The sequence below is a fragment of the Listeria sp. ILCC796 genome (assembly GCF_900186175.1).
Lineage (GTDB): Bacteria > Bacillota > Bacilli > Lactobacillales > Listeriaceae > Listeria > Listeria goaensis.
Window position 1 is genome coordinate 175,105 of the sequence record NZ_FYBV01000004.1, and the last position, 22,119, is coordinate 197,223.

The 22,119-nt window shown below is 41.5% G+C and carries 23 protein-coding genes; 8 read left to right on the forward strand and 15 right to left on the reverse strand.

The window, feature by feature from the left end; genetic code table 11:
• Positions 1–172 precede the first annotated feature (172 nt).
• On the reverse strand, positions 173–1,168 hold the full coding sequence (locus CFS04_RS06545; RefSeq protein WP_088809814.1) for an NAD(P)/FAD-dependent oxidoreductase: 996 nt from the start codon (positions 1,166–1,168) through the stop codon (positions 173–175).
• A 425-nt stretch (positions 1,169–1,593) separates the two neighbouring features.
• Between CFS04_RS06545 and CFS04_RS06550 the strand changes: the two genes are divergently transcribed.
• Positions 1,594–2,805, forward strand: a complete 1,212-nt coding sequence (locus CFS04_RS06550) for an NAD(P)/FAD-dependent oxidoreductase (protein WP_088809815.1) — start codon at positions 1,594–1,596, stop codon at positions 2,803–2,805.
• Positions 2,806–3,146: 341 nt separating this feature from the next.
• Here CFS04_RS06550 and CFS04_RS06555 read toward each other — a convergent pair whose 3' ends face one another.
• A complete protein-coding gene (locus CFS04_RS06555) occupies positions 3,147–3,560 on the reverse strand; it encodes a hypothetical protein (RefSeq protein ID WP_240310352.1) in 414 nt (137 codons plus the stop codon).
• 89 nt (positions 3,561–3,649) lie between these two features.
• On the reverse strand, positions 3,650–4,132 hold the full coding sequence (locus CFS04_RS06560; RefSeq protein WP_088809817.1) for a divergent PAP2 family protein: 483 nt from the start codon (positions 4,130–4,132) through the stop codon (positions 3,650–3,652).
• A 118-nt stretch (positions 4,133–4,250) separates the two neighbouring features.
• On the opposite strand from CFS04_RS06560, the gene menI reads away from it, so the two are divergent.
• Positions 4,251–4,622: a 1,4-dihydroxy-2-naphthoyl-CoA hydrolase MenI gene (gene menI / locus CFS04_RS06565; RefSeq protein ID WP_088809818.1), complete on the forward strand. Its 372-nt coding sequence runs from the start codon at positions 4,251–4,253 to the stop codon at positions 4,620–4,622.
• Positions 4,623–4,663: 41 nt separating this feature from the next.
• Here the strand turns inward: menI and mnhG are convergent, their stop codons facing one another.
• The 8 genes from mnhG to CFS04_RS06605 all read right to left on the reverse strand — a co-directional run bounded on the left by mnhG (position 4,664) and on the right by CFS04_RS06605 (position 12,244).
• Complete coding sequence (mnhG, locus tag CFS04_RS06570) at positions 4,664–5,248, reverse strand: monovalent cation/H(+) antiporter subunit G (RefSeq protein WP_088809819.1); 585 nt, start codon at positions 5,246–5,248, stop codon at positions 4,664–4,666.
• A complete protein-coding gene (locus tag CFS04_RS06575) occupies positions 5,232–5,519 on the reverse strand; it encodes a Na(+)/H(+) antiporter subunit F1 (RefSeq protein ID WP_088809820.1) in 288 nt (95 codons plus the stop codon). Before CFS04_RS06575 ends, mnhG begins: the two co-directional genes overlap by 17 nt.
• Positions 5,516–5,995: a Na+/H+ antiporter subunit E gene (locus CFS04_RS06580; RefSeq protein WP_088809821.1), complete on the reverse strand. Its 480-nt coding sequence runs from the start codon at positions 5,993–5,995 to the stop codon at positions 5,516–5,518. Before CFS04_RS06580 ends, CFS04_RS06575 begins: the two co-directional genes overlap by 4 nt.
• A 6-nt stretch (positions 5,996–6,001) precedes the next feature.
• Positions 6,002–7,486 (reverse strand): Na+/H+ antiporter subunit D, encoded by a 1,485-nt coding sequence (locus tag CFS04_RS06585; RefSeq protein ID WP_088809847.1) that lies wholly within the window; start codon positions 7,484–7,486, stop codon positions 6,002–6,004.
• Positions 7,479–7,826 carry a Na(+)/H(+) antiporter subunit C gene (locus CFS04_RS06590; RefSeq protein WP_088809822.1) on the reverse strand — a complete coding sequence of 116 codons (348 nt, stop codon included), beginning with the start codon at positions 7,824–7,826 and terminating at the stop codon, positions 7,479–7,481. Before CFS04_RS06590 ends, CFS04_RS06585 begins: the two co-directional genes overlap by 8 nt.
• Complete coding sequence (locus CFS04_RS06595) at positions 7,827–8,249, reverse strand: Na(+)/H(+) antiporter subunit B (RefSeq protein WP_088809823.1); 423 nt, start codon at positions 8,247–8,249, stop codon at positions 7,827–7,829.
• A complete protein-coding gene (locus CFS04_RS06600; RefSeq protein WP_088809824.1) occupies positions 8,236–10,650 on the reverse strand; it encodes a Na+/H+ antiporter subunit A in 2,415 nt (804 codons plus the stop codon). Before CFS04_RS06600 ends, CFS04_RS06595 begins: the two co-directional genes overlap by 14 nt.
• A gap of 385 nt (positions 10,651–11,035) precedes the next feature.
• Entirely contained in the window at positions 11,036–12,244 is a 1,209-nt protein-coding gene (locus CFS04_RS06605) for a lmo2377 family MFS transporter (protein WP_088809825.1), read from the reverse strand.
• A 238-nt stretch (positions 12,245–12,482) separates the two neighbouring features.
• On the opposite strand from CFS04_RS06605, the gene CFS04_RS06610 reads away from it, so the two are divergent.
• On the forward strand, positions 12,483–13,070 hold the full coding sequence (locus CFS04_RS06610) for a peptidylprolyl isomerase (RefSeq protein WP_088809826.1): 588 nt from the start codon (positions 12,483–12,485) through the stop codon (positions 13,068–13,070).
• A gap of 36 nt (positions 13,071–13,106) precedes the next feature.
• Here the strand turns inward: CFS04_RS06610 and CFS04_RS06615 are convergent, their stop codons facing one another.
• Positions 13,107–14,468, reverse strand: coding sequence for an aspartate kinase (locus CFS04_RS06615; RefSeq protein ID WP_088809827.1), 1,362 nt, complete (start codon positions 14,466–14,468; stop codon positions 13,107–13,109).
• A 225-nt stretch (positions 14,469–14,693) separates the two neighbouring features.
• Here CFS04_RS06615 and CFS04_RS06620 point away from each other — a divergent pair, with 225 nt between their 5' ends.
• Positions 14,694–15,005, forward strand: a complete 312-nt coding sequence (locus CFS04_RS06620) for a PTS sugar transporter subunit IIB (RefSeq protein ID WP_088809828.1) — start codon at positions 14,694–14,696, stop codon at positions 15,003–15,005.
• Between the two features lie 192 nt (positions 15,006–15,197).
• Here CFS04_RS06620 and CFS04_RS06625 read toward each other — a convergent pair whose 3' ends face one another.
• The 3 genes from CFS04_RS06625 to CFS04_RS06635 form a co-directional block, all read right to left on the reverse strand.
• The gene (locus CFS04_RS06625; RefSeq protein WP_088809848.1) at positions 15,198–15,878 is read right to left on the reverse strand and encodes an ABC transporter ATP-binding protein; all 681 of its coding nucleotides are present in this window, start codon (positions 15,876–15,878) and stop codon (positions 15,198–15,200) included.
• Positions 15,878–16,975: an ABC transporter permease gene (locus tag CFS04_RS06630; protein ID WP_088809829.1), complete on the reverse strand. Its 1,098-nt coding sequence runs from the start codon at positions 16,973–16,975 to the stop codon at positions 15,878–15,880. Before CFS04_RS06630 ends, CFS04_RS06625 begins: the two co-directional genes overlap by 1 nt.
• 226 nt (positions 16,976–17,201) lie before the next feature.
• A complete protein-coding gene (locus CFS04_RS06635; RefSeq protein ID WP_088809830.1) occupies positions 17,202–18,371 on the reverse strand; it encodes a MalY/PatB family protein in 1,170 nt (389 codons plus the stop codon).
• Between the two features lie 165 nt (positions 18,372–18,536).
• Here CFS04_RS06635 and yugI point away from each other — a divergent pair, with 165 nt between their 5' ends.
• From yugI to CFS04_RS06655, 4 genes are all read left to right on the forward strand, one after another.
• Entirely contained in the window at positions 18,537–18,887 is a 351-nt protein-coding gene (gene yugI / locus CFS04_RS06640) for a S1 domain-containing post-transcriptional regulator GSP13 (protein ID WP_088809831.1), read from the forward strand.
• Between the two features lie 185 nt (positions 18,888–19,072).
• A complete protein-coding gene (locus CFS04_RS06645) occupies positions 19,073–19,495 on the forward strand; it encodes an NUDIX hydrolase (protein WP_088809832.1) in 423 nt (140 codons plus the stop codon).
• A gap of 75 nt (positions 19,496–19,570) precedes the next feature.
• Positions 19,571–20,923: a glucose-6-phosphate isomerase gene (locus CFS04_RS06650; RefSeq protein ID WP_088809833.1), complete on the forward strand. Its 1,353-nt coding sequence runs from the start codon at positions 19,571–19,573 to the stop codon at positions 20,921–20,923.
• A gap of 63 nt (positions 20,924–20,986) precedes the next feature.
• Entirely contained in the window at positions 20,987–21,745 is a 759-nt protein-coding gene (locus CFS04_RS06655; RefSeq protein ID WP_088809834.1) for a DeoR/GlpR family DNA-binding transcription regulator, read from the forward strand.
• Positions 21,746–22,119 lie beyond the last annotated feature (374 nt).

Below are 22,119 nucleotides of genomic sequence, written 5' to 3' on the forward strand. Positions count from 1 at the left end.
AGTTGGCAGAGCTTAAGGTAAGAATGCGGAACATTCAGGAACAGATTTACAATGATAAAGATAGACGCTTAATTAAGCATCAATAAATAAAAAGATGATGAAAAGAAAGACACTATGATAGGGTTTTTACGAGTAAAAGGAACTTAGCTGAAGAGCTAGGTTCCTTTTTGGTTTAAGCGAACATGGATGTGGAGTGCATCGGTTGAACGCGTGCTGTCGGGTCGATGAAATTAATAGCATTATTGACGGCTGTCGGCGCTTCACCAAATCCAGTGGCGATGAGTTTAACTTTGCCGTCATACGTACAAATATCGCCTGCGCTATAGATGCCGGGAATCGATGTTTCCATTTTTGAATTCACGACAATGGAGTTTCTTTCGATAGTTAGACCCCAGTCTTTAATAGGACCAAGTTGGCTCACGAAGCCGTAATTAACGATAAAATCATCAATTTCGAGCGTTTCTGTTCTAGAACCTTTTACTTCGTCTAAAACAATTCGTTCGATGCCCGCTTCTGTCCCGTGTAGCGCAGTTGGAATGAATGGGGTTAAAACTGTTACGGAAGACTTTTCAAGGTTTGCGACACTATGCTCATGCGCGCGAAACGCTCCGCGTCTATGAATAATCGTAACTGATTTCGCGATAGGTTCAAGCATTAATGCCCAGTCGACTGCTGAATCACCGCCGCCACAAACAGCAACACGTCGCCCTTTAAAGCGATTTAAGTCGTTGATAAAATAGTGCAAATTCGCACCCTCAAATTGCTCCGCCTCTTTTAATTGAAGTTTACGCGGTTCAAACGCACCGTTTCCGGCTGTAATAATGATGGTCTTGCTATAATGAACATCTTTCGTTGTAGTAATTTCAAATGTGCCATCCGCTTGTTTTTCCACTTGCAAAACGGCTTCTTCAAGACAAATACTAGGATTGAACGGTTGCATTTGCTCAGTTAAATTATTGATAAGTTCTTGGGCACGCACAGCTTTAAATCCGGGAATATCATAAATATATTTTTCAGGATAAAGCGCGGTTAATTGGCCACCTAGTTGGGGTAAACTTTCGATGATTTTCACATTGGCTTTGCGCATGCCGGCATAAAAAGCTGCGAAAAGTCCAACGGGGCCGCCGCCGATAATGGTTATATCATAAATTTTGGTTTTATCATCCAAAATAAACTCCCCTTTCAATCAAATAATATATCCATTCTAGCATAAAAAAATTAAAAGCGATGCAACTTTTGCTTAAAACCATATGTTTCGAATTTCACAATGTTGGGTAGGAGTACTATATGGGGAAAATTTCCAGTACACCATACCAATTTTTGTTAAAATATGAACAAAACGGTCTAAATAATTAGCAGTTGCATTTCAAGGTGTGAAAAATGACTGTACCACTTAGAAAGCCTTAAATGTACCAATTTTTCTAAGCATCAATTCTTGAAATACTTGCCTAAAACGTCTATCATAGAAACTATAAGTGGAACATTTCACTTAAGGTAGATTTTTAGCGCAATCTACATAAGAAACACGGAGAATATTCGCGATTTAATTTAGTTTGTGAAAAAAATATAAAGGGAAAGTAGATGTGATTACAGATGAATAAACCGAAAATCGTCATTCTAGGTGCTGGTTACGGTGGATTAAAAACGTTAAAGAAATTGCAAAACTCAAATGCAGATGCTGAACTTGTACTTGTAAACAAGAATGACTATCACCACGAAACGACTTGGTTGCATGAGGCAGCGGCAGGGACACTTGAACCTGAAAAACTCGTGTATCCCTTAGACAAAGTCATTGATCCAAGCAAAACCACTTTTATTCAAGATACGGTTGTAAAAATCAATAAAGAAGAGAAAACGGTGTCTTTAACGAATAATGGTGAGGTTTCCTATGATTATCTGTTAATTGGTTTAGGTTCGGAAGCTGAAACTTTCGGTATTGCTGGATTGAAAGAATATGCGTTAACGATTACGAGTGTGGAATCTGTTAAGAAAATTCGCGCCCACATTGAATCACAATTTGCGAAGTGGAAAACGGAGCAAAAAGACGAACTGCTAACGATTATCGTTGGTGGTGCAGGATTTACGGGCATTGAGTTCTTAGGGGAACTAACTAATCGTATTCCTGAACTTGTGAAAATGTATGATGTACCGCGCGAAAAAGTACGCATTTTCTGCTTGGAAGCATCGCCTAAAGTATTGCCACAATTTGATGCGAAATTAGTAGATTATGGCGTGGGCGTTTTGGAAGACCGCGGCGTAGAATTCTTAGTTGGGAAACCAGTAAAAGAAGCGACCGCAGAAGGCGTGAAATATGCTGCAAGTGAAAATGAAGTGAAAGAAATTAAAGCGGGCACAATTATTTGGGCAGCCGGCGTTCGTGGCAACAGTGTAATTGAAGCTTCTGGATTTGAACAAGGCCGCGGCCGTGTGAAAGTGAATAACAACTTAACTGTGCCAGGCAATGAAGAAATTCTTATCGTAGGCGATTGCTCACTAATCATTAACCCAGCCAATGATCGTCCGTACCCACCAACTGCACAAATCGCGATGCAACAAGCCGATATCGCGGCTATAAATTTAGCGAAACTTGCAACTGGCGACACGGATCTTGTTGATTTCGAGTATCACGAAAAAGGAACAGTTTGTTCTATCGGCGATAACGACGCCATCGGAATTGTGTTCGGCAAAAACTTAAAAGGCTACCCCGCATCTGTGATGAAAAAGGTTATCGATGACCGGGCACTGCTCCAAATCGGCGGACCTAGCGTGATGGTGAATAAAGGTAAGTTTAAGTTTTATAAATAGCAGCTATCTATCAAAATAGCAAGCATGAATCTCGTGATACTTCCATTTTGAGAATGGAGAGGTTACGGGATTTGTGCTTGTTTTTATTTGCCCATAATAATTGAAAAATTTGATTTTTGGTGCAACAGATAATATAAGTTTGCAAGGTCATAAAATGTGATACAGTGAAGGGTGGCATGCGTCAACATAATTTTCTAGTAAACGCCATTACAGCAGAAGTAGATTGGCGCATCATCATAAACTCGTTAGCAAGATTTATTATGATATAAGCAAATCGTCCTCCAAAAGTTAGACAATAAATCTAACTTTTGAAGGACGATTCTTCATATCTTTTCGATGCCTCACACTGAATGATACCCATTCACCAATGTCAAGCAAGCTGACGCTTCTATTCTACGGATTTCTAAAATCACCTCGAAAAGCGCTTCTTGTGAGCACATTAATGTTTTCTTTTCGTAATGAATCATTAAGAACTCGGTCATTGCTGTAAAAAAAGTTTCTAAATTTATATAAGCGTCATGAAATGGTGTTTGCATATCACGGCGGTCTTCAACAATTTCATTAAGGTAAGGAATACTCTCGTTTTTTCCAAAACAGTGCAGTGTTTCTTTAAAAAGAAGGATAGCTTCGCGGCGCTCGGCATCTAAAAAACCTATCGCGTGTCTGCGAATCGCATATTCTTCTGAGCGAACATAATAGGTGCTCAACCAGTAATTAACGAGTTCTTCGGTTCGGGTGTCTAAGAATTTTACCACGGTAATCAAAAATATCACTTCCTCTGTTCCAGCATTATCTTCATTTTAGCATGATGAAAATAGAAATGCTGTGACAGATTGGTGAATCTTTACAAACTTCCCATCAAAAAGGCGATTAAAAAGCCAATTATTATACCAGTGATGGCGCCGAAGAAAACTTCCATCGGTTTATGCCCCAAAAGTTCCTTTAAATGTTTTTGTTTTTCAGCTTGTTCAGAAGCCGTTAAACCTTTCGCATGTTCCACAAATTCTTGGAAATCACTCACAAGTTTATTTAAAACCGCAGCTTGTTCCCCTGCTTGGCGCCTAACGCCGGTCGCGTCAAACATGACGATGATGCCAAATACTACAGCAATCGCGAAAAATGGCGAACCTAAGCCATGTTCAATCGCAAGCGTGGTCATGAGAGCAGTCACAGCAGCAGAGTGGGAGCTAGGCATGCCACCAGTTGAAAACATTAGTCCCCATTCAAACCTTCCTGAAATCATCAAACGAATCGGAACTTTAACAAATTGAGCAAACAAAATGGCAACAATCGAGGCTACCAAAGGTACATTTTCAAAAATGGTCATAGCAATCTCCCCAGTCTTTCTTCTTTGTTCTTATTTTACCACAATCAAAATAATGAAAACCCAATTTTTGCCAAATTCCCGAAAAGCTTTATAATAAAAGAAAAAGGACGGTGAAAATATGGATTTTGGAGAAAATATCGGAATTGAAGTTGTGTCCGCTGAAAAAGGTTACGTTAAACTAAAATTGCCAGTTACGGATAAAGTGAAACAACCCTTTGGCTTTCTGCACGGTGGCGTTTCGGTGGCGCTCGCAGAACACGCAGCAAGCATTGGCGCCTCGCTATCAGTCGCAGAAGACGAAATCGCCTTCGGGTTAGACATCAACGCCAGTCACCTGAGGAGCGTTCAGAGTGGCGACATCTACGCTATAGCAGAACCTATACATATTGGTCGCACCACCCAAGTTTGGCAAGTTCAAATTGAAAGCGAAGACCAAATCATTTGCGTGAGCCGCGTAACAATTGCCGTCAAGAAAAAACGAATTGAGTAAACAAAAACCCGAAATCCTCACGTGGAATCGGGTTTTTTAATTTAATCGTCTTGTTTCTTTTCAGTATGGCTATCTTCTTGTTCGATGATTTGATTTTCCGAATCATCCGCCTCTTCCTCGATGGTCTGCTCGTCATGCTCGCGCTCTAAGTCCTCATTGCGTTCGCGGGCATCAATTTGTTCCTCGCGAAGCTCGTAGTCTAGGCGGTCCTCGAGTTCCTCTTTCTCCTGACGTGCTTTTTCAATTTGCTCCTGACGAATAATTAAATTTTTCCTTGCTTTAATTTCATCTTTCTTGACTGAACGCAATTGGTCGCGAATCCGAATTGCAAGCGGCACGCCTGTGTCATAGGCAGCACGGTTGATAAGATGGGAAGCGACAGGCGTCGTTAAGTAAATAAAGAAAACGGCGAGCAAAACGCGGGCATTGAAACCTTCGCCGGAATGGAAAAAGAACCCAACAGTTGCGAATAAGAGAATGCTAACACCGAATGTATTACTAATACCAGCCGCATGTGTGCGCGTATAGACGTCTGGCAGGCGAATGACACCAATAGCGGCTAAAATACTTAATAAACCGCCGAGGAGAACCATAATAGAAATAATGATTTCAATTATCACGTTCACGATCAATCACCTTGCCTTTCTCAATAAATTTGGAGAAGGAAACCGTTCCGATAAACGCAAGAAGCGCAATTAAAAGAATGACGTCTAAATAGGCATTTGTGTCATAAAACATTGATAGAAGTGCGACAGTGGAGACTAAATTCATGCCGATAGAATCGAGTGCCACGACTTTATCTGACGTAGTAGGACCTTTTAAAATACGGTACAAGTACAGGAAAGTGGAAATGGAATAAAGTAAAAGTGCGATGGATAGGGCAATCTTTAAAATCATCCGTGAAACACCTCCATAATGGCACCCTCATATGATTTTCGAATGGTGGCAATTTCTTCTTCGATATTTGGAACATGTAGCGAATGAACATAAATTGATTTATAATCGTCAGAAATATCAATGGAGAGCGTTCCAGGCGTGAGCGTAATCATAAGCGCAAGCATGGTTACTTCCCAGTCAGTTTCTAACAAAGTGTCATATCTAAAAATCCCTGGACGAATGTTCATATCCTTTTTTAAAATAATGCGGCTCACATGAATGGTCGATGCAATTAAATCGCGCAAAAAATTGTATAGCAACTTAATGAGCGCAAAAAGACGGAACAAGTAAAACGTTGAGCCAAGAAAGCGCCGCATGAAGAACAGTAGCACAATCCCTATCACAAAGCCGATAATAAATGTACCGAACGTGAAGGATGACTCAAGGAACATCCAAAAGCAAGCTAAAATAACGTTAATAATCAATTGAAACGCCATGTGTCATCACTCCTTTATCACAGCATTAATATAAATATTCGGATCGATAATTGGATCAACTGCATCGCTTATAAACGGATAAAGCGCGTTTGAAAAGACGCCGTATAAAACGGAACAAGCGAGTAAAATAACGACCGGAAACATCATTTTCTTATAGGGAATAGCGAGATTGAATTTGCCGCTTTTCTCACCCCAAAATCCGCGAGTGAACACTTTGATGAGTGACATTAAAACGAATAAGCTTGATAGCAGGATGACGATACCCCCGAAAATTTCGCCAGTACTAAAGGCGCCTTCTACCATCAATAGTTTTCCAAAAAATCCGCTCAGTGGTGGAATCCCGGCAATCGCTAAAATCGCGATGAAAAACGACCAGCCAAGTGTCGGCTTTACGGTCATTAAACCGCTGAATTTTTTCACCGTAGACGTGCCAGTAATCGCCATAATAACCCCGATTATGAGGAAAAGCGCCGATTTAATGATCATATCGTGAATCAGGTAGTAAACGGCACCGGTCATGGATTCGCGAGTCATGATGGAAACACTGAACAAAATCGCGCCAATCGCAATTAAAATGTTATAGATAACGATAGTTTTCATATCGTAATAACTAATAACCCCAATTACGCCTAGAATAATAGTTAAGAGCGCCAAAACCCCGAGGAGTGGCATCGCGAATGTGGTTTCTTTTGCGAAAAATAAGCTATACGTCCGAATAATTGCATAAACGCCAACTTTTGTTAAAAGCGCGCCAAAGAGGGCGAGGACTGGCATTGGTGGCGCGAAATAGGAGCCCGGTAGCCAGAAGTAAAGCGGAAAGAGTCCAGCTTTCAACCCAAAAACGAACAGAAACATAACGGCGGAAACGCTTATCATGCCTGTATTTGCACCGTTAAGGGCATTGATTTTTTGAGAAATATCCGCCATGTTTAGCGTACCAATCATTGAATATAAAATGCCGATTGAAACGACGAAAAAAGCAGAGCCGACCACATTGATGAGCAAGTATTTAATGGTCGCTTTCAGTTGGATTTGTGTGCCCCCAATGACGAGCAGGACGTAAGACGCCATGAGCATCACTTCAAAAAACACGAATAAGTTGAAAATATCACCTGTTAAAAAGGAGCCATTTACACCGACGATGAGAAACAGAACTGACGGGTAGTAAAGGAACTTTTCGCGGGCTTTGCCAATAGTGTAAAACGAATAAATGATAACGCAAGTTAACACTAAACTTGTTGTTACGACTAAAAGAGCGGCCAACATATCGGCTACGATTGTAATCCCAAAGGGCGCACGCCAATTGCCAATATTGAGCGTTGTGATACCGTTATTTTTTACATAAAAGAGTAAGAAAAGGTCTGAAGCAACAAGTAGTAAACTCATAATCAGAGCAATCGTGCGCTGAACGATGACTTTTTTTGGCACTAACATTAAAATAATAGCGCCGACTAGCGGGATAAAGATGGGCAGTAAAATAATATTATTCATCATCGGCTTCATGTCCTCTCGTTTTGGATACGCTCTCGCTGTCTAATTCTTGATAAGCTCGGTAAGCTAAAACTAGGAAAAAAGCGGTGACACCAAAGCTAATAACAATGGCGGTTAAAATGAGCGCTTGTGGCAGTGGATCATTATAAGAGGCGGTGACTTTCAAGCCTAAAATGGGCACATCACCACGTTTAATTCCGCCCATCGTTAAAACGAGCAAATTGACGCCGTGACTTAAAATCGCCGTTCCAATAATAATCCGCAATAAACTTTTTGATAAAATTAAATAGACAGCAGCGGCAAACATTAAGCCGATGAGGATAGACATTAATAATTCCATTTAGTCACTCTCCCCAATCGTTTGAATAATCGTCAGCGTTACGCCGACAACGACAAGATAGACGCCTAAGTCAAATAGTGTCGCAGTATGAAGGGACGTATCGCCTAGAACGGGCAAGTCGACATGCCCATATAAATGCGTCAAAAACGGCTTTCCGCTGAAAACACCCAGCAGCCCAGTACCTACGACGAAAATAAGACCAATAGCTGTAATGATTATCGTATTCATATTGAGCATGCTTTTCACCGTTTTAATATCGTAAGCAAGGAGGGTAAGCGTGATGGCGCCAGCGCTCGTAAGTCCAGCAACAAAGCCGCCGCCGGGATTATAGTGCCCCGCGAAAAAGAGGTGCAGTGAAAATAAAAAGATGATGAATGCCACCACTTTTGTAACATTGCGGAGCAGTACGTCATTGGTTTTCATTTTTATCCCTCCGTTTCGTAAGTCGTAGTTTAATCATTTGGAAAATCCCAATAGATGCAATAGCAAGAACAGTCGTTTCGAACAATGTATCAAAACCACGGAAGTCAACAAGAATCACGTTTACAATGTTCTTTCCGGCAGCTTCTTTATATGTGTTATCGATATAGTACTGCGAAATAGAATCATAAAACGTTGTATCGTAGGCAGATAATGCGACGAGTGTAATCGTGATGCCGACCCCAATACTTAAAAACGTTTTAACCGAAAAGAATCGCGGCTTTTCTTCAATATTACTAAACTGTGGCAAATGATAGAAGACGAGTAAATAGAGTACAACAGAAATCGTTTCAATCACGAGCTGCGTTAGCGCAAGGTCTGGAGCACGAGCGATTACAAAGAAAATACTAATCGTGTAGCCCATCGCACCAAGCAAGATGATGGACGTAATGCGCGATTTCGAGAAGACCGTACCTACTAAGGTCACAAGAATTACCGCGGCTAAAACATAGTCCACAAGTGTGATAGCCGTTAAGTTATCAAAGTTAAAATTTAGTGAGCCTGTCAGAATGAGTGACCCAAGGACAAGAACAATAAAAGCAAATAACATGTAGTTCAAATAGGTGCGTAGCCACCCTGTCATGATGGTCATCGTCATGCGGTAGGAACCTTGTTCAAGGTAAGACATGCCTCTATCATAGCTTTTGCCAATTCGGAGCATTTTAGGTACTCGTGTTGTAATAAATGGCTTCCAGTAACGATGCGTCTTATAAACTAGTGTTCCAACAATGATGATGCCTATAGTCATAAGTAAGGCCGGTGTAATGCCGTGCCAAAGGCCGATGTGAATGTGGAAATCATCATTTGTCGCAAGCGATGGCACAATGGATTTCACAGCTGGTTCTAAAATTGGTGCGGCAATCAAATTGGGAAATAGCCCAATCAAAAGTACAAGTGATGCTAAAATCGATGGAGGTAGCAATAAGCCAAAAGGTGCCTCATGTGGTTTCTTTGGCAATAAGTACGGCTTTTGTTTGCCAGTGAAAGTCTTAAAGAAAATAATCATGCTATACGTAAACGTAAACACGCTAGCGATCCACGCGCTAATTAGAATAAATATTCCCCAAGTATCCGCATTCCAAAGATTAAGGTGCGTGAGGTTAACAAGGCTCTCTAAAAACATTTCTTTACTCAAAAAGCCGTTAAAAGGTGGTAATCCGGCCATCGCGAATGTTCCGATGAACGCGATTGTTGCGGTGATAGGCATGATGCGCATAAGTCCGCCGAGGCGTCTGATGTCACGTGTGCCGGTTTCGTGGTCGATAATCCCCGTCATCATAAACAGGCTTCCTTTGAATGTTGCATGGTTGAAAAGGTGGAAGACGGCAGCGACAACGGCAAGAACGTAAATATCATCGCTTAAATTATCAAAATGTAAGCTGGCGGCCCCGACTCCGAGCAGTGTCATGATTAAACCAAGTTGACTGATGGTGGAGTAAGCTAAAATGGCTTTCAAGTCATTTTTCTTCGTCGCATTAATCGAGCCCCAAAGGAGTGTAATGCTGCCGACAATGGTGACCGTCCAAAACCAAACTGATGAAACGGCAAAAAGCGGTGTAAAGCGTGCTACGATGTAAATACCTGCTTTAACCATTGTAGCGGAGTGAAGATAAGCGCTGACAGGTGTGGGAGCTTCCATCGCGTCAGGAAGCCAAATATGAAAAGGTACTTGAGCGGATTTTGTGAACGCGCCAAGTAAAATTAAAATCATTGCGGGAATGAAAAGGGCGTTTTGTGAGATAGCTTCACTAGCTGCGAGGATTTCCCGAATGGAAAAGCTATCCGTCATGATGTGCAGCATTAGGAATCCGCCGAGCATCATTAAACCGCCAAAAACAGTAATCATCATTGATTTTCTAGCGCCATAACGAGAACGCTCGCGGTGATACCAGTAGCCGATGAGAAGGAAAGAACTAATGGACGTCAATTCCCAAAATAGATAAAGAACGATGAGGTTATCACTAAGTACAACGCCAAGCATCGCTGTCATAAAAATCATCAGAAAGGCGTAAAAATTGTTTAAGCGTTCCTTGTTTTTTCCTAAATAATAAATAGAGTAGAACACAACAAGCGAACCGATTCCCGTAATTAAAAGGGCGAACAATAAGCTAAGACCGTCTACAACGACAGTGAAGTTAATTCCGTATTCAGGAATCCAAGCAAAGGTTTCTGTTGTAGCTCCCTGCATTGTTTCCGGAATAAAAGTTAAAAAGTAAATGAAGAGCACGATTGGAACCGGTAGAACAAGCCAACCAGTATGAATTTTTTTCGTCCACTTATAAATAAGCGGGATAATAAGTGCCACGATAAATGGCAGAATGATTGCAAGATGCAACAATGACAAAGTCGGTTCCTCCTTTTTAATAATCTATTTCAAACGTAACGTTTTTATTTTTTAAGCAAGTACTTACATTTTTTGAAAAAAAGCAAATACAATTTATTATAGCATACTTTTTTGGTGGAAAAAAAGGTGGAAAACTTGTTCTCTTAACAAGTTTTCCACCTTTCAGACTGATGACAAACGGCAATCTTCGGAGTTTTTGCCTGCGTTCCGCTCCGCTTCGCCTAACTTCTCACATGGTCGGGCAAACTACGCCCTTCCTGTTTTCAGTCATCACGTACTCGAGTACGCTCCGGTGCAGTACTCGGCAATGCGTGAGAATCTCACTATTTGTCATCAGTCTGATTGTGTGTAGTCCGTTTTGAATGGAGTAAATTCATTTTTCTAATCAATCCACGTTCAGATGGCGTTTTCTATCCGCGTGAAGTGCGTAGAGTAAAATGAAGAAGGCGACGAAAAACATGCCGCTCATGAATAAAAAGACGTTGTTGATGCCAACGAAGCCCGCGAGCGTTCCACCAAGAATTGGCCCAATGACATTTCCTAAAAAACGCGCGCTTTGGTTATAACCAAGCATTTCGCCTTGCATCGCACCAGGAGCAGCGAGTCGAATATACGCCGTGATACAAGGAACCATACCACCAATCGCAATGCCGAATAAAAAGCGAAAAATAATGAACGTCCATAAATGCGAGACGAACGCCTGCGGAATCACTGTGAGCGCCGCAAGTATTAGTAAAATATTTAAGATTTTCTCATAGCCATACTTATCGCCAAGACGCCCCCAACTACGCGTCATAACAAGATTACCAAACCCAGTAGCCGAGAAGGCAAGCCCAGACATGAAAGCGACGTTAGACGAATGCGTCATCTCCCCCACATAAAGCGCAAGGAGCGGTTGAACACTGAAGTTCGCAATTTGGATAAGCGCTGTAATGACCATCACTGTAAAGAGCACTCTTAGGGTGAAAATTTTCTTCAAGACGGCTCTCCGCGAATAAATTGGCCGACCTGTTTTTTGTGTTTCGCTTCGCACTTCTTTTAAACCAAAGGCAACGAGAAATGAAGCAATTAAAATCGCGATTCCCGTTACAGTAAAGGTGTTTTTAAAACCAAATAAATCCGCCATAGCACCCCCAATTAGCGGACCGAATAGCATTCCTGTAACCCCGCCGAGTTGGAGCGTACCAAGGATTTTGCCGGCCTCATGCTTATCCGTTTGGCGCGCGATAAACGCGTTTGAAATCCCGATAAACCCAGTGACTATCCCCATGAAGATTCGCAAAATAAATAAGTATGTCACGGAATGAGCAAAGCCCATTAGAAAAATACTAATCGCCATACCAAATGAAGTAAAGATGAGAATTTTTTTATAGCCAAATCGGTCGCCAATCCGTCCCCAAATCGGTGAAAATATAAAGGCGACTAGAAAGGTGACGCCGAATATGTAGCCAGCCCATTTTTGTACGTAAGCCGGATCATGGTCACCGAAAGTTTCAATATAAAGAGATAAGAAGGGCATAATCATCGTTGTGCTAGCAGACATAAGTAAATTCGCCAGCATGCAAATGTATAAATTGCGTTTTTTTACTGACATATTTTGACATCTCCGTTCGTTTTAGTTTCAAAACGCGCAGTTTTTTATTAGAATAAAGAAGTACTGAATAAATCAGAGCGGCAAGAGTCGCTCTTCTAACAAAAGGAGCGCCTCATGGTTAAAAAAATTATCATATGGACACTCGCAACAATTTTAGTGCTTTATATGGTTGCGGTTTTCGTAAATCTTTTAATAATCTGGTTTGGAAGGTAAATTATGACAAAGGAGCTAATCATATATGACATACCCACAATTATCAAAAGAAATCGCTGAGAACGAAATCTTAGCTGAAATGGTTACAAATCGCGGCACAATTAAGCTGAAGCTTTTCAAAGAGGTGGCACCAAAAACCGTTGAGAACTTTGTGACACACGCAAAAAATGGCTACTACGATGGCTTGATTTTCCACCGTGTTATCCCTGAATTTATGATTCAAGGCGGCGACCCTGACGGAATCGGAACAGGCGGTGAAAGCATCTGGGGTGAGGCATTCGAAGATGAGTTTTCAAAAAACGCATTTAACTTGCGTGGTGCTTTATCAATGGCCAATGCAGGTCCGAACACAAACGGAAGCCAATTCTTCATTGTACAAAAACCGGATATGCCAGTAGAAATGATTGGACAAATGGAAGAAGCTGGTTTCCCTACAGAAATTATTGAAGCTTACAAAGAAGGCGGGACACCATGGTTAGATGGACGCCACACTGTTTTCGGTCATGTCATCGAAGGAATGGACGTTGTAGATAATATCGCAAGCGTTCAAACAGGCGCACAAGATAAACCAGTCCATGATGTTGTCATCGAAAAAATTAATATTGTTGAATAACAGAAAAAGCGAGTGACAAATTGTCCTCGCTTTTTATTATACCTCTACTTCTTGAAAAAATTCATTATAAAGGGCTTGAACGGCTGTACGTTCATCTTCTTTTTTGACGCCGAACATGATGCTAACCTCGGAAGAGCCTTGGTTAATCATTTTAATATTGACGTTTGCATGAGAGAGGGCGCGGCTAGCTCGGAATGTTGTCCCAATGTTTTGACGCATTGCTTCGCCTACAATCATGATGAGGGAGAGGTTGTGCTGGATGGAAACTAGGTCGGCATTTAGTTTGTGCGTGAGTTCGTGGATTAGTTTTTTTTCTAACGCCGCATCGAGTTGATTTTCCCGCAAGATAATCGTTAAATCATCGATTCCAGACGGCATATGTTCGTAGTTTAGTCCCGCTTGTTCTAAAATCTCGAGGACTTGTCTACCGAAACCGATTTCGCGGTTCATCAAATATTTGCTAATGTAAATGCTGCAAAATCCGTCATCGCTGGCAATCCCTACAACAGGACCATTCGAAGTATCTCTTTCATGAATCACACGCGTCCCAGTGCTTTCGGGATTGTTCGTGTTTTTTATGTGGACTGGAATACCCGCCCGAAACGCTGGAATGAGCGCTTCGTCATGGAACACAGAAAAGCCGGCATAAGAAAGTTCACGCATCTCGCGGTACGTAAGTTCAGCCACTTGCTGGGGTTTTTTAACAATAGCAGGGTTTACAACAAAAACGGCATCAACATCGGTGAAGTTTTCATAAAGTTCCGCTTGAATCCCGTTTGCGACAATCGCGCCCGTAATATCTGAACCGCTACGTGAGAATGTTGTAATCTCACCAGACTTCGTATAGCCAAAGAAACCAGGAAAAACAACAAGTCCCGGGTAATCGCGAAGCGCGAAAAGATTATCATAAGACTCAGGCAAAACACGCGCATGAGCATGGTCTTCGGTCACGAAAAGCCCCGCGTCCTTAGGGTTAACATAAGTTGCAGGAAGACCTTTGTGGTTGAAAAACGCGGCAACTAATTTTGCGTTATTGTCCTCGCCGCTCGCTTTCATTTTATCCATAAATTGGTCGGGATTGGATTTATCAGATTGCAAAATGGTCGTTAAATTGTCGCTGATTTCCGATATGACGGCCTCGCTCATACCAGTGTCCAACACAATATCGTGATAGCGTGCGACGATTTGATTGAAAATATCCGTTGTGTCTTCCGAAAGCAAGGCCTTTGCCGCGCAATCAATGAGAAGGTCAGTTACTTTCGTGTCATCTGAAAAACGCTTTCCAGGCGCAGAAACGACAATGATTTTGCGCATAGCATCACTTTTCACTACATCTAATACTTTATTCAGTTGAAGTCCGGAAGCTAGAGAGCTTCCACCAAATTTAACGACTTTCATGTATACAGCTCCTGTCTAGTTTAATTTAAGCGAAATTTTACGTATTTTCTGTCTATTATCGCTCTTTTGGGGGAAAAGTGCAATCTATTTTTAGTTTATTTTAAAAATGCGTGTGTATTTATTGAGATAAAGTTGTTGATAACGTTTACTTGTTTAAAATACTACACGTATTGTATAATGAAGGTGTTACAACAATAGCCGTTTAATTGGAAAGGAAGAATAGAAATGAATAATATCGTTTTAATCTGTGCGGCAGGGATGTCCACAAGCTTACTCGTTACAAAAATGGAAAAAGCAGCCGCTGCAAAAGGCGATGAAGCAAAAATTGCTGCTTACTCAATAGCTGAAATTAATGAAGTTATTAAAGATGCTGATGTCGTGTTGCTTGGTCCGCAAGTGCGTTACCAAGAAAAAACAGTTAAAGATGCAGCCGCAGGACGCATTCCAGTTGACGTTATTGATATGATGGCATACGGGAAAATGGACGGCGAAACAGTTTACGCCCAAGCGCTTAAATTGATTGAAGAAAATAAATAAAGAAGCGTAGGAACATCGTTCCTACGCTTCAGAGTGATGACAAACGGCCATCTTCGTCGTTAAAACCTGCGTTCCGCTCCTCACGTACTCAAGTACGCTCCGGTGCGGTACTCGGTTTTGCCTAGAATCTAGCCATTTGTCATCACTCTGATTTTGTGTGGGTTTAGAGTTTTCCCACGCTTTTTTTAATTGTTAACGTTCTTTCGTCAAACGCCCGTCTTCCATGCGGTAAACATGGTCACATAAGTCAAGCATGCGCTCATCATGCGTCACCATAATCGCCGCGCGCTCCGTGCCCTCTACTTCGCTACGGAGCAACTGTACAACCTCTCGACTCCGCTCAGTATCTAAGCTTGCCGTCGGTTCGTCCGCCAAAATGATGGACGGCGAATTAATTAAGGCCCGCGCAATCGCAACCCGTTGCTTTTCACCACCAGATAAATCTTTTGGATAAAAAGTTGTCCGAGTTTCGAGACCAAGGTGGTTCAAAAGGGAGACACTCTTTTCGGTCACCGCATCTTTATTTTGCTTCGCTTGTTGCCCGATAAAACGGACTTGGTCCACCACGCGAAGGTAAGGGACTAAGTGCGCCGCTTGAAAAATAAAACCAATTTCCGTCAGACGAATTTGCGTCTGTTCTTTTTTCGTTAGCTGACTAATTTCCTGCCCATTTAAAATGATTTTGCCATCTGTAGGCGTAAGTAGCGCCCCCGCCAGTGACAAGAAAGTACTCTTACCAGATCCACTCGGTCCAACAATCGCAATGAGCTCACCGCTGTTTGCTTCAAAATGGGTCTCACGCAAAGCATGAATCGTAGTGGGACCAGATTTATAGTTTTTCGTTACACCTTCAAATTGTAAAATTGGACGCATCATTCATCACCTCCGCGAATTGCATCAAGTGCATCAACCTTATTAATTTTCCACATCGAAAGCAGTGAACCAATCAGCGCTACAACGAAGAAAATCACGCTATATAAGCTAATTGTGAAGCTCGACAAGCGGAACGGCATCGCCTCAGGCAACACGTTCGGCAACAAGAGCGTAACCCCAACACTGATTAAAATGCTTATGAGGGAAATCACGATAACTTGTGTGATCACGCTCACCGCGATATAGCCGGACTTGGTGCCTAGCGCTTTTAAAATCCCAAATTGTGTCGTCTTTTGAAGCGTCATCACATAGAAGAACGCCGTTAAAATAAAGCCGCCAATCACAATTAAGAAATAAATCATCATATTTAGCGTCATTTGTTCCGCCGAATAGCCCGGAATCTGGTCTAAAAATTCAGCTTGCGTTAAAACAGACAAGTCTTTGTTCGCTAAATTGACAGTATCGCCTTTAGGCTGGATTGCAATCGCGCTAACTTGCGGTGTTTTTTGGTGGTATAAAACTGGATTAATGGATTGCCAAGTCGGCATGTTGATGTAAACAACGGGCGCGTGACTATATTTTTTATTCTCCGTAAAACCAACAACCGTTAGCTCTTTGTTAAGTTGGTCGTCCATCAAAATATCGCCAAGTTTAATCCCATCTTTTTTCAAAGAAGAATCTACTACGATTTCATCGGGTTTCGTCACTTCAAGCCCTTTACCAGATGAAATTTTTGGATCGAGGAAAGTGCCAGGTTGAATGGCGAAAAAAGCGATACTGAACTTCTTATCATCACTTTCGCGTTTCAATGTTTGCATCGATTGCCCAAGCACCGCTGCTTCCTTCACGCTTTTATCCTCTTGAACACTTGCCAACTCGCTTTCATCAAAAAGTGAGCGTGACACTTTACCTTGCGCATCTTTCGCAATCGCATAAAACGGAACCCCGTTATCCGCAACAGCAGAAGCGTTATCGTATGCCAGACCATTTGCAAGGCCTGATAAAATCAGTGAGAGCAACATAATCAAAACCATGATGCCTGTCACAAGTATGTATCGCAATTTTGAATAGAGCATTTCACGTAGCCCTAAAAACATAACTTCTCCAACTCCTTTTACAAAAATAAAGAAAAAACGATTTTCCTCGTTCCTCCTAAAAACCATACTACAATTTTAGTATAACAAGGTTCCATGTGGTTTACCAAAAACCTGATTTACAGACGACGATATTTACCGCTTGTCGTCGTGCTAAACGTGCGTGATGCCTTTTGTGTAGCCTTTTCTACAAACTAAAACCAGACTATTTCAGTCTGGTTTTAGTTTACTATTTTTGAATCCCCGCAATTAGTGCAGCCACGCCTTTTTTAAGTGTTTCACGCGGACAAGCAATATTCAGGCGGATAAATTTATCGGCCACCGCGCCAAAACCTGACCCCATTTGAACGCCGCAACCCGCATCGATAATATCTTGATACAGCGTCGCTTCATCTTTTTTGAGCGCCCGTGCATCAAGCCACATCAGATAAGTCGCTTCAAGCTCCGTCACGCCGATTTCAGGACAATGCGTATTCAATTCCGCTTTGACATATTGGAAGTTTTCGTAAATATAATCGCGCAGCTCATCTAGCCATTCCGCACCTTCATTATAAGCCGCTTCAAGCGCGATTTGACCAAATTCATTAATGCCTGGCGCATGCACATATTGCTGTAACTCACGGAATTTCGCCCGGTAATCTGGATTATCAATAATCAAGTAGGACACTTTCAAAGCCGCCAAATTAAACGTTTTCGTCGGTGCCATCAGCGTAATAATTTGCTCCTTGTAATACGGTGCCACCTTAACAAGCGGCGTATGTACATGGTTTTTCATCACTAAATCCGCATGAATCTCGTCTGACACAATCGGCACATTATAACGTGCACAAAGCTCAACCAATTGCGTAAGTTCTTCTTTTTTCCAGGAAATTCCGCCCGGATTTTGCGGATTGCAAAGTAAAAATAGCTGAATATCATTTTGGGCAAGCTTCTGTTCCATGTCGGCAAAATCAATTTCAAACCGCGTGCCCGTGTGTTTTAACGGTGAAAGCACGACTTCGCGTTTCGTTTCATCGCCAGTCACCTTAAAAAACGGCGGATAAATTGGCGAATGCATTAAGACTTTCTCTGAAGGTTTCGTTAGCGCCCGAATCGCGAGTGAAATCGAAGGGACAACAGCGGCGTTATATAAAATCGCATCCGAATCCACATCAAATCCGTGCCGCGTTTTATTCCAATTCAAAATGGCTTTCGTCATGCCATCTTCACATTTCGTATAGCCGAAAACACCGTGGTCAACTCGTTTTCGGAAGGCATCTAAAACAGGCTTCGGCGCCCGGAAATCCATATCAGCAACCCACATGGGGATAATATCTTTCCTTCCAAATAAGGCTTCCGCCCCGTCCCATTTTTCAGAATTTGTATCTAGGCGCGGAATTACTTCATCAAATTGACTCATATTTAGTTCCTCCTTCGACAAGCATTTCTTTTTTTATAATGCCATTGTAACACAATTTTAGAAAGCTGCATCAGCTTTAATCAAAGTAATGAATAATTGTGGTAATCCTAAGCAAGTGGTATAATTGTACATTATCGGTATTTTGGAAAGTGGGTGTGTTTGTAGATGAGTACATTTAAAGTAGGCGACGTTGTAACAGGGAAAGTCGCAGGTATTCAAGGATACGGAGCGTTCGTGGCGCTTGATGATAAAACGCAAGGGCTTGTGCATATTTCAGAGGTGACGCACGGTTTTGTTAAAGATATCCATGATTTTTTAGAAATCGGACAAGAAGTGAAAGTCAAAATTCTTGATATGGATGAAGAAAATAATAAAATTAGTCTTTCGATTCGTGCGACCGAGGAAGTAAAACCAGAGAGAAATTCCTCGCCTAAAAAAGAAACAAAAGGTGCAGACGAAGGTTTTAACACACTCCGAGATAAACTGCAAGAATGGGTTGAAAAAGCAGATAAGTAAGCATGTTTGGAAACTTCTTTCGACAAGGAGCTTCCGAAGCTTTATTTCAAAAAGTCAGATAATTCACGTTTTAGTCAGTATTTCATCAATTGACAATTAGTCAAACTAAATTTAGGGTAATAGCCATTTCAGTTTTTAATTAGTTCAGGTAGTTTAATCATTTTCAAACGAAAAGGGAGGATACCATGAAAAGAACGATTAACGTTGAAGGATTTATCTACAATGAGAAAAAAGATGAGATTTTAGCAGTGCGTAAACGGGATCTTTCTTGGGGGTTCCCGGGGGGCGTAGTTGAGAAAGACCAGACAATGGAAGAAGCGCTCGTTCTTAAAGTGAAACAACAAACGAATGTGACGATTTCCGTCGACAGTCTCCTTTTTTGTAAAGAGCGCAGGACAGAGTGGGAACACGTTTGCACAATTGTGTTCCGTGCAACTGCAATGGGGGATTTTAATTGGCCAGAAAACGATGAAAGTGTCTTTCGTGTGAAATGGTTGTCGATTCCTACAGCAGACAGCCTTCTCGAGTTAGAAAAGACGCCGCTCAATAAACTGATTTTTGACAAAGGTGTGCTCTATGATCATCATAATGAATTTCCTGTCAGCTAGCGACAATCCTTGCTAAAGTTCGCCTTTTGAGATAAAGTTAAAACAGAAATCTTTATAATTTTTGGAGGGAAAATAATGACACACATTAGTTTTGATTATTCCAAAGCATTGCGTTTTTTTGAAGAACGCGAATTAGCGTACATGGAACCTGCAGTAAAAGCAGCACATGATATGTTACATAACGGTACTGGTGCGGGAAGTGACTATCTTGGCTGGGTTGATTTGCCAAGTAACTACGATAAAGAAGAATTCGCACGCATTTTAAAATCAGCAGAAAAAATTAAAAATGATTCCGAAGTTTTAATCGTCATCGGTATCGGCGGCTCCTACTTAGGGGCACGCGCCGCGATTGAAACACTAAATCATTCCTTCTATAATGTGCTGGATAAAGCAGAGCGTAAAACGCCACAAGTTTTCTTCGCAGGAAACAGCATTAGCTCCACTTATTTACACGATTTAATCGAAGTTGTTGGCGATCGTGATTTCTCTGTAAACGTGATTTCAAAATCAGGTACAACAACAGAGCCTGCCATCGCATTCCGCGTATTTAAAGAACTCTTAGAGAAAAAATACGGCAAAGAAGAAGCGAAATCACGTATTTATGCCACAACAGATAAAGCAAAAGGCGCGCTTAAAACATTATCTGATAACGAAGGCTATGAAACTTTCGTAGTTCCAGATGATGTTGGCGGTCGTTTCTCTGTACTAACTGCAGTAGGACTTCTACCAATCGCAGTGAGCGGTGTAGACATTAAAAAAATGATGGAAGGCGCAGAAGCTGCATCTAAAGACTTCTCAAAACCTTCTTTAAAAGAAAATATCGCGTATCAATATGCGGCAGCACGTAACGTGCTGTACAGAAAAGGCAAGGTAACAGAGCTTTTAATCAGCTACGAACCAGGTTTGCAGTACTTCAATGAATGGTGGAAACAATTGTTTGGCGAAAGCGAAGGGAAAGACCAAAAAGGTATCTACCCGTCCAGCGCGAGCTTCTCAACTGATTTACATTCACTAGGTCAGTACATTCAAGACGGTCGTCGCAATCTTTTCGAGACGGTAGTCAAAGTGAAAACTCCGCGTCATAATTTAACCATTAATAAAGAAGAAGTTGATCTTGACGGTTTAAACTATTTAGCAGGCGAAACGGTTGATTTCGTGAATACAAAAGCATTTGAAGGAACACTTCTTGCGCATACTGACGGCGAAGTACCGAATTTTGTAGTCGAAGTGCCAGCGCTTGACCCATACACATTCGGCTACCTTGTTTACTTCTTTGAAAAAGCAGTAGGCATTAGCGGTTACTTAAACGGCGTGAATCCATTTGACCAACCAGGTGTGGAAGCTTACAAAGCAAACATGTTCGCGCTCCTAGGTAAACCAGGTTTTGAAGAGAAAAAAGCGGAACTTGAAAAACGCTTAAACGACTAAAATGTTCGAGGAGTCCTTGCGTTTCGTAAGGGCTCTTTTCTTTTGTAGGAAAGGAGAAAAATAATGCTCTCTATTGAACGAAAGCGCGCGATTGTCCAATATGTACGCTCAAGAAAGATTGCAACGGTAAGCGAACTTGCGAAACACTTTGAAGTTCACGAAGCCACCATCCGCCGCGATTTAACAGCACTAGAAAAAGACAAAAAACTAAAGCGAACCCACGGTGGCGTTATGATAGAAGAAAAGGTCGTTTCAGAACCCGATTGGAAGAAACGAAGCGAAGTCCGCTACGAAGAAAAAAAGAAAATTGCGACCTATGCTGCGGAAATGGTCGAAGAAGGCGACACGATTCTACTTGATGCTGGTACTACAACGGGTCATATCGCAGAAGCGCTAAAAGAACGTTCAGGCCTAACCGTCATCACAAATGATATCAATGTAGCTTCCATTTTGCGTTTCTCAAAATCAAAAATTATTGTAACAGGTGGAGTCGTCTATCCAGAAACCTACATCTTAAACGGCATGATTACAAGTGGCACCCTGCGCAATTTGCACGTCCACAAAGCATTCGTGACAACTCCGGCTTTAGATAGCGACAAAGGTTTAATGCACTACGACGAATATCTCGTCCCCGCTAAACAAGAAATGATCCACTCCGCCGACGAAGTCATTCTCGTGACCGACCATACAAAATTCGGCCGACTGTCACTATATAAATATGCAGAACTCGATGACCTCTCGTATATTATTACAGGAAGCGAAATTGATCCCGTTCTAAAGCTACAGTTTGAAGAAAAAGGAGTTCAAATATACATTACCTAAACGTGCTAAAATAATCATTTATACAGTCAAAAATAAATTGTTTTTCAGGATATTAAAAAAAAATGAGAAAAACTATTGACGAATGCATAAAAAGTTGGTATATTTATAAACGTTGCTGATGCGTTAAGCGCGCACAGGACAAAAGAAAGAATGACCTTTGAAAACTGAACAAAACGAAGATGAAAAAGCGATGAAACAGATGTTTCACCAATCAATTCATAGGACAGGAAACAAAAAGATGTTTCCAAAAAAAGTAAGAAACAAGCTAGCAAAGTCAATTTGTGACGCTAAGGAAACTTATTCACGGTGTTGAATAAGTATTCAAATTCGATTTATTTTAAAGAGAGTTTGATCCTGGCTCAGGACGAACGCTG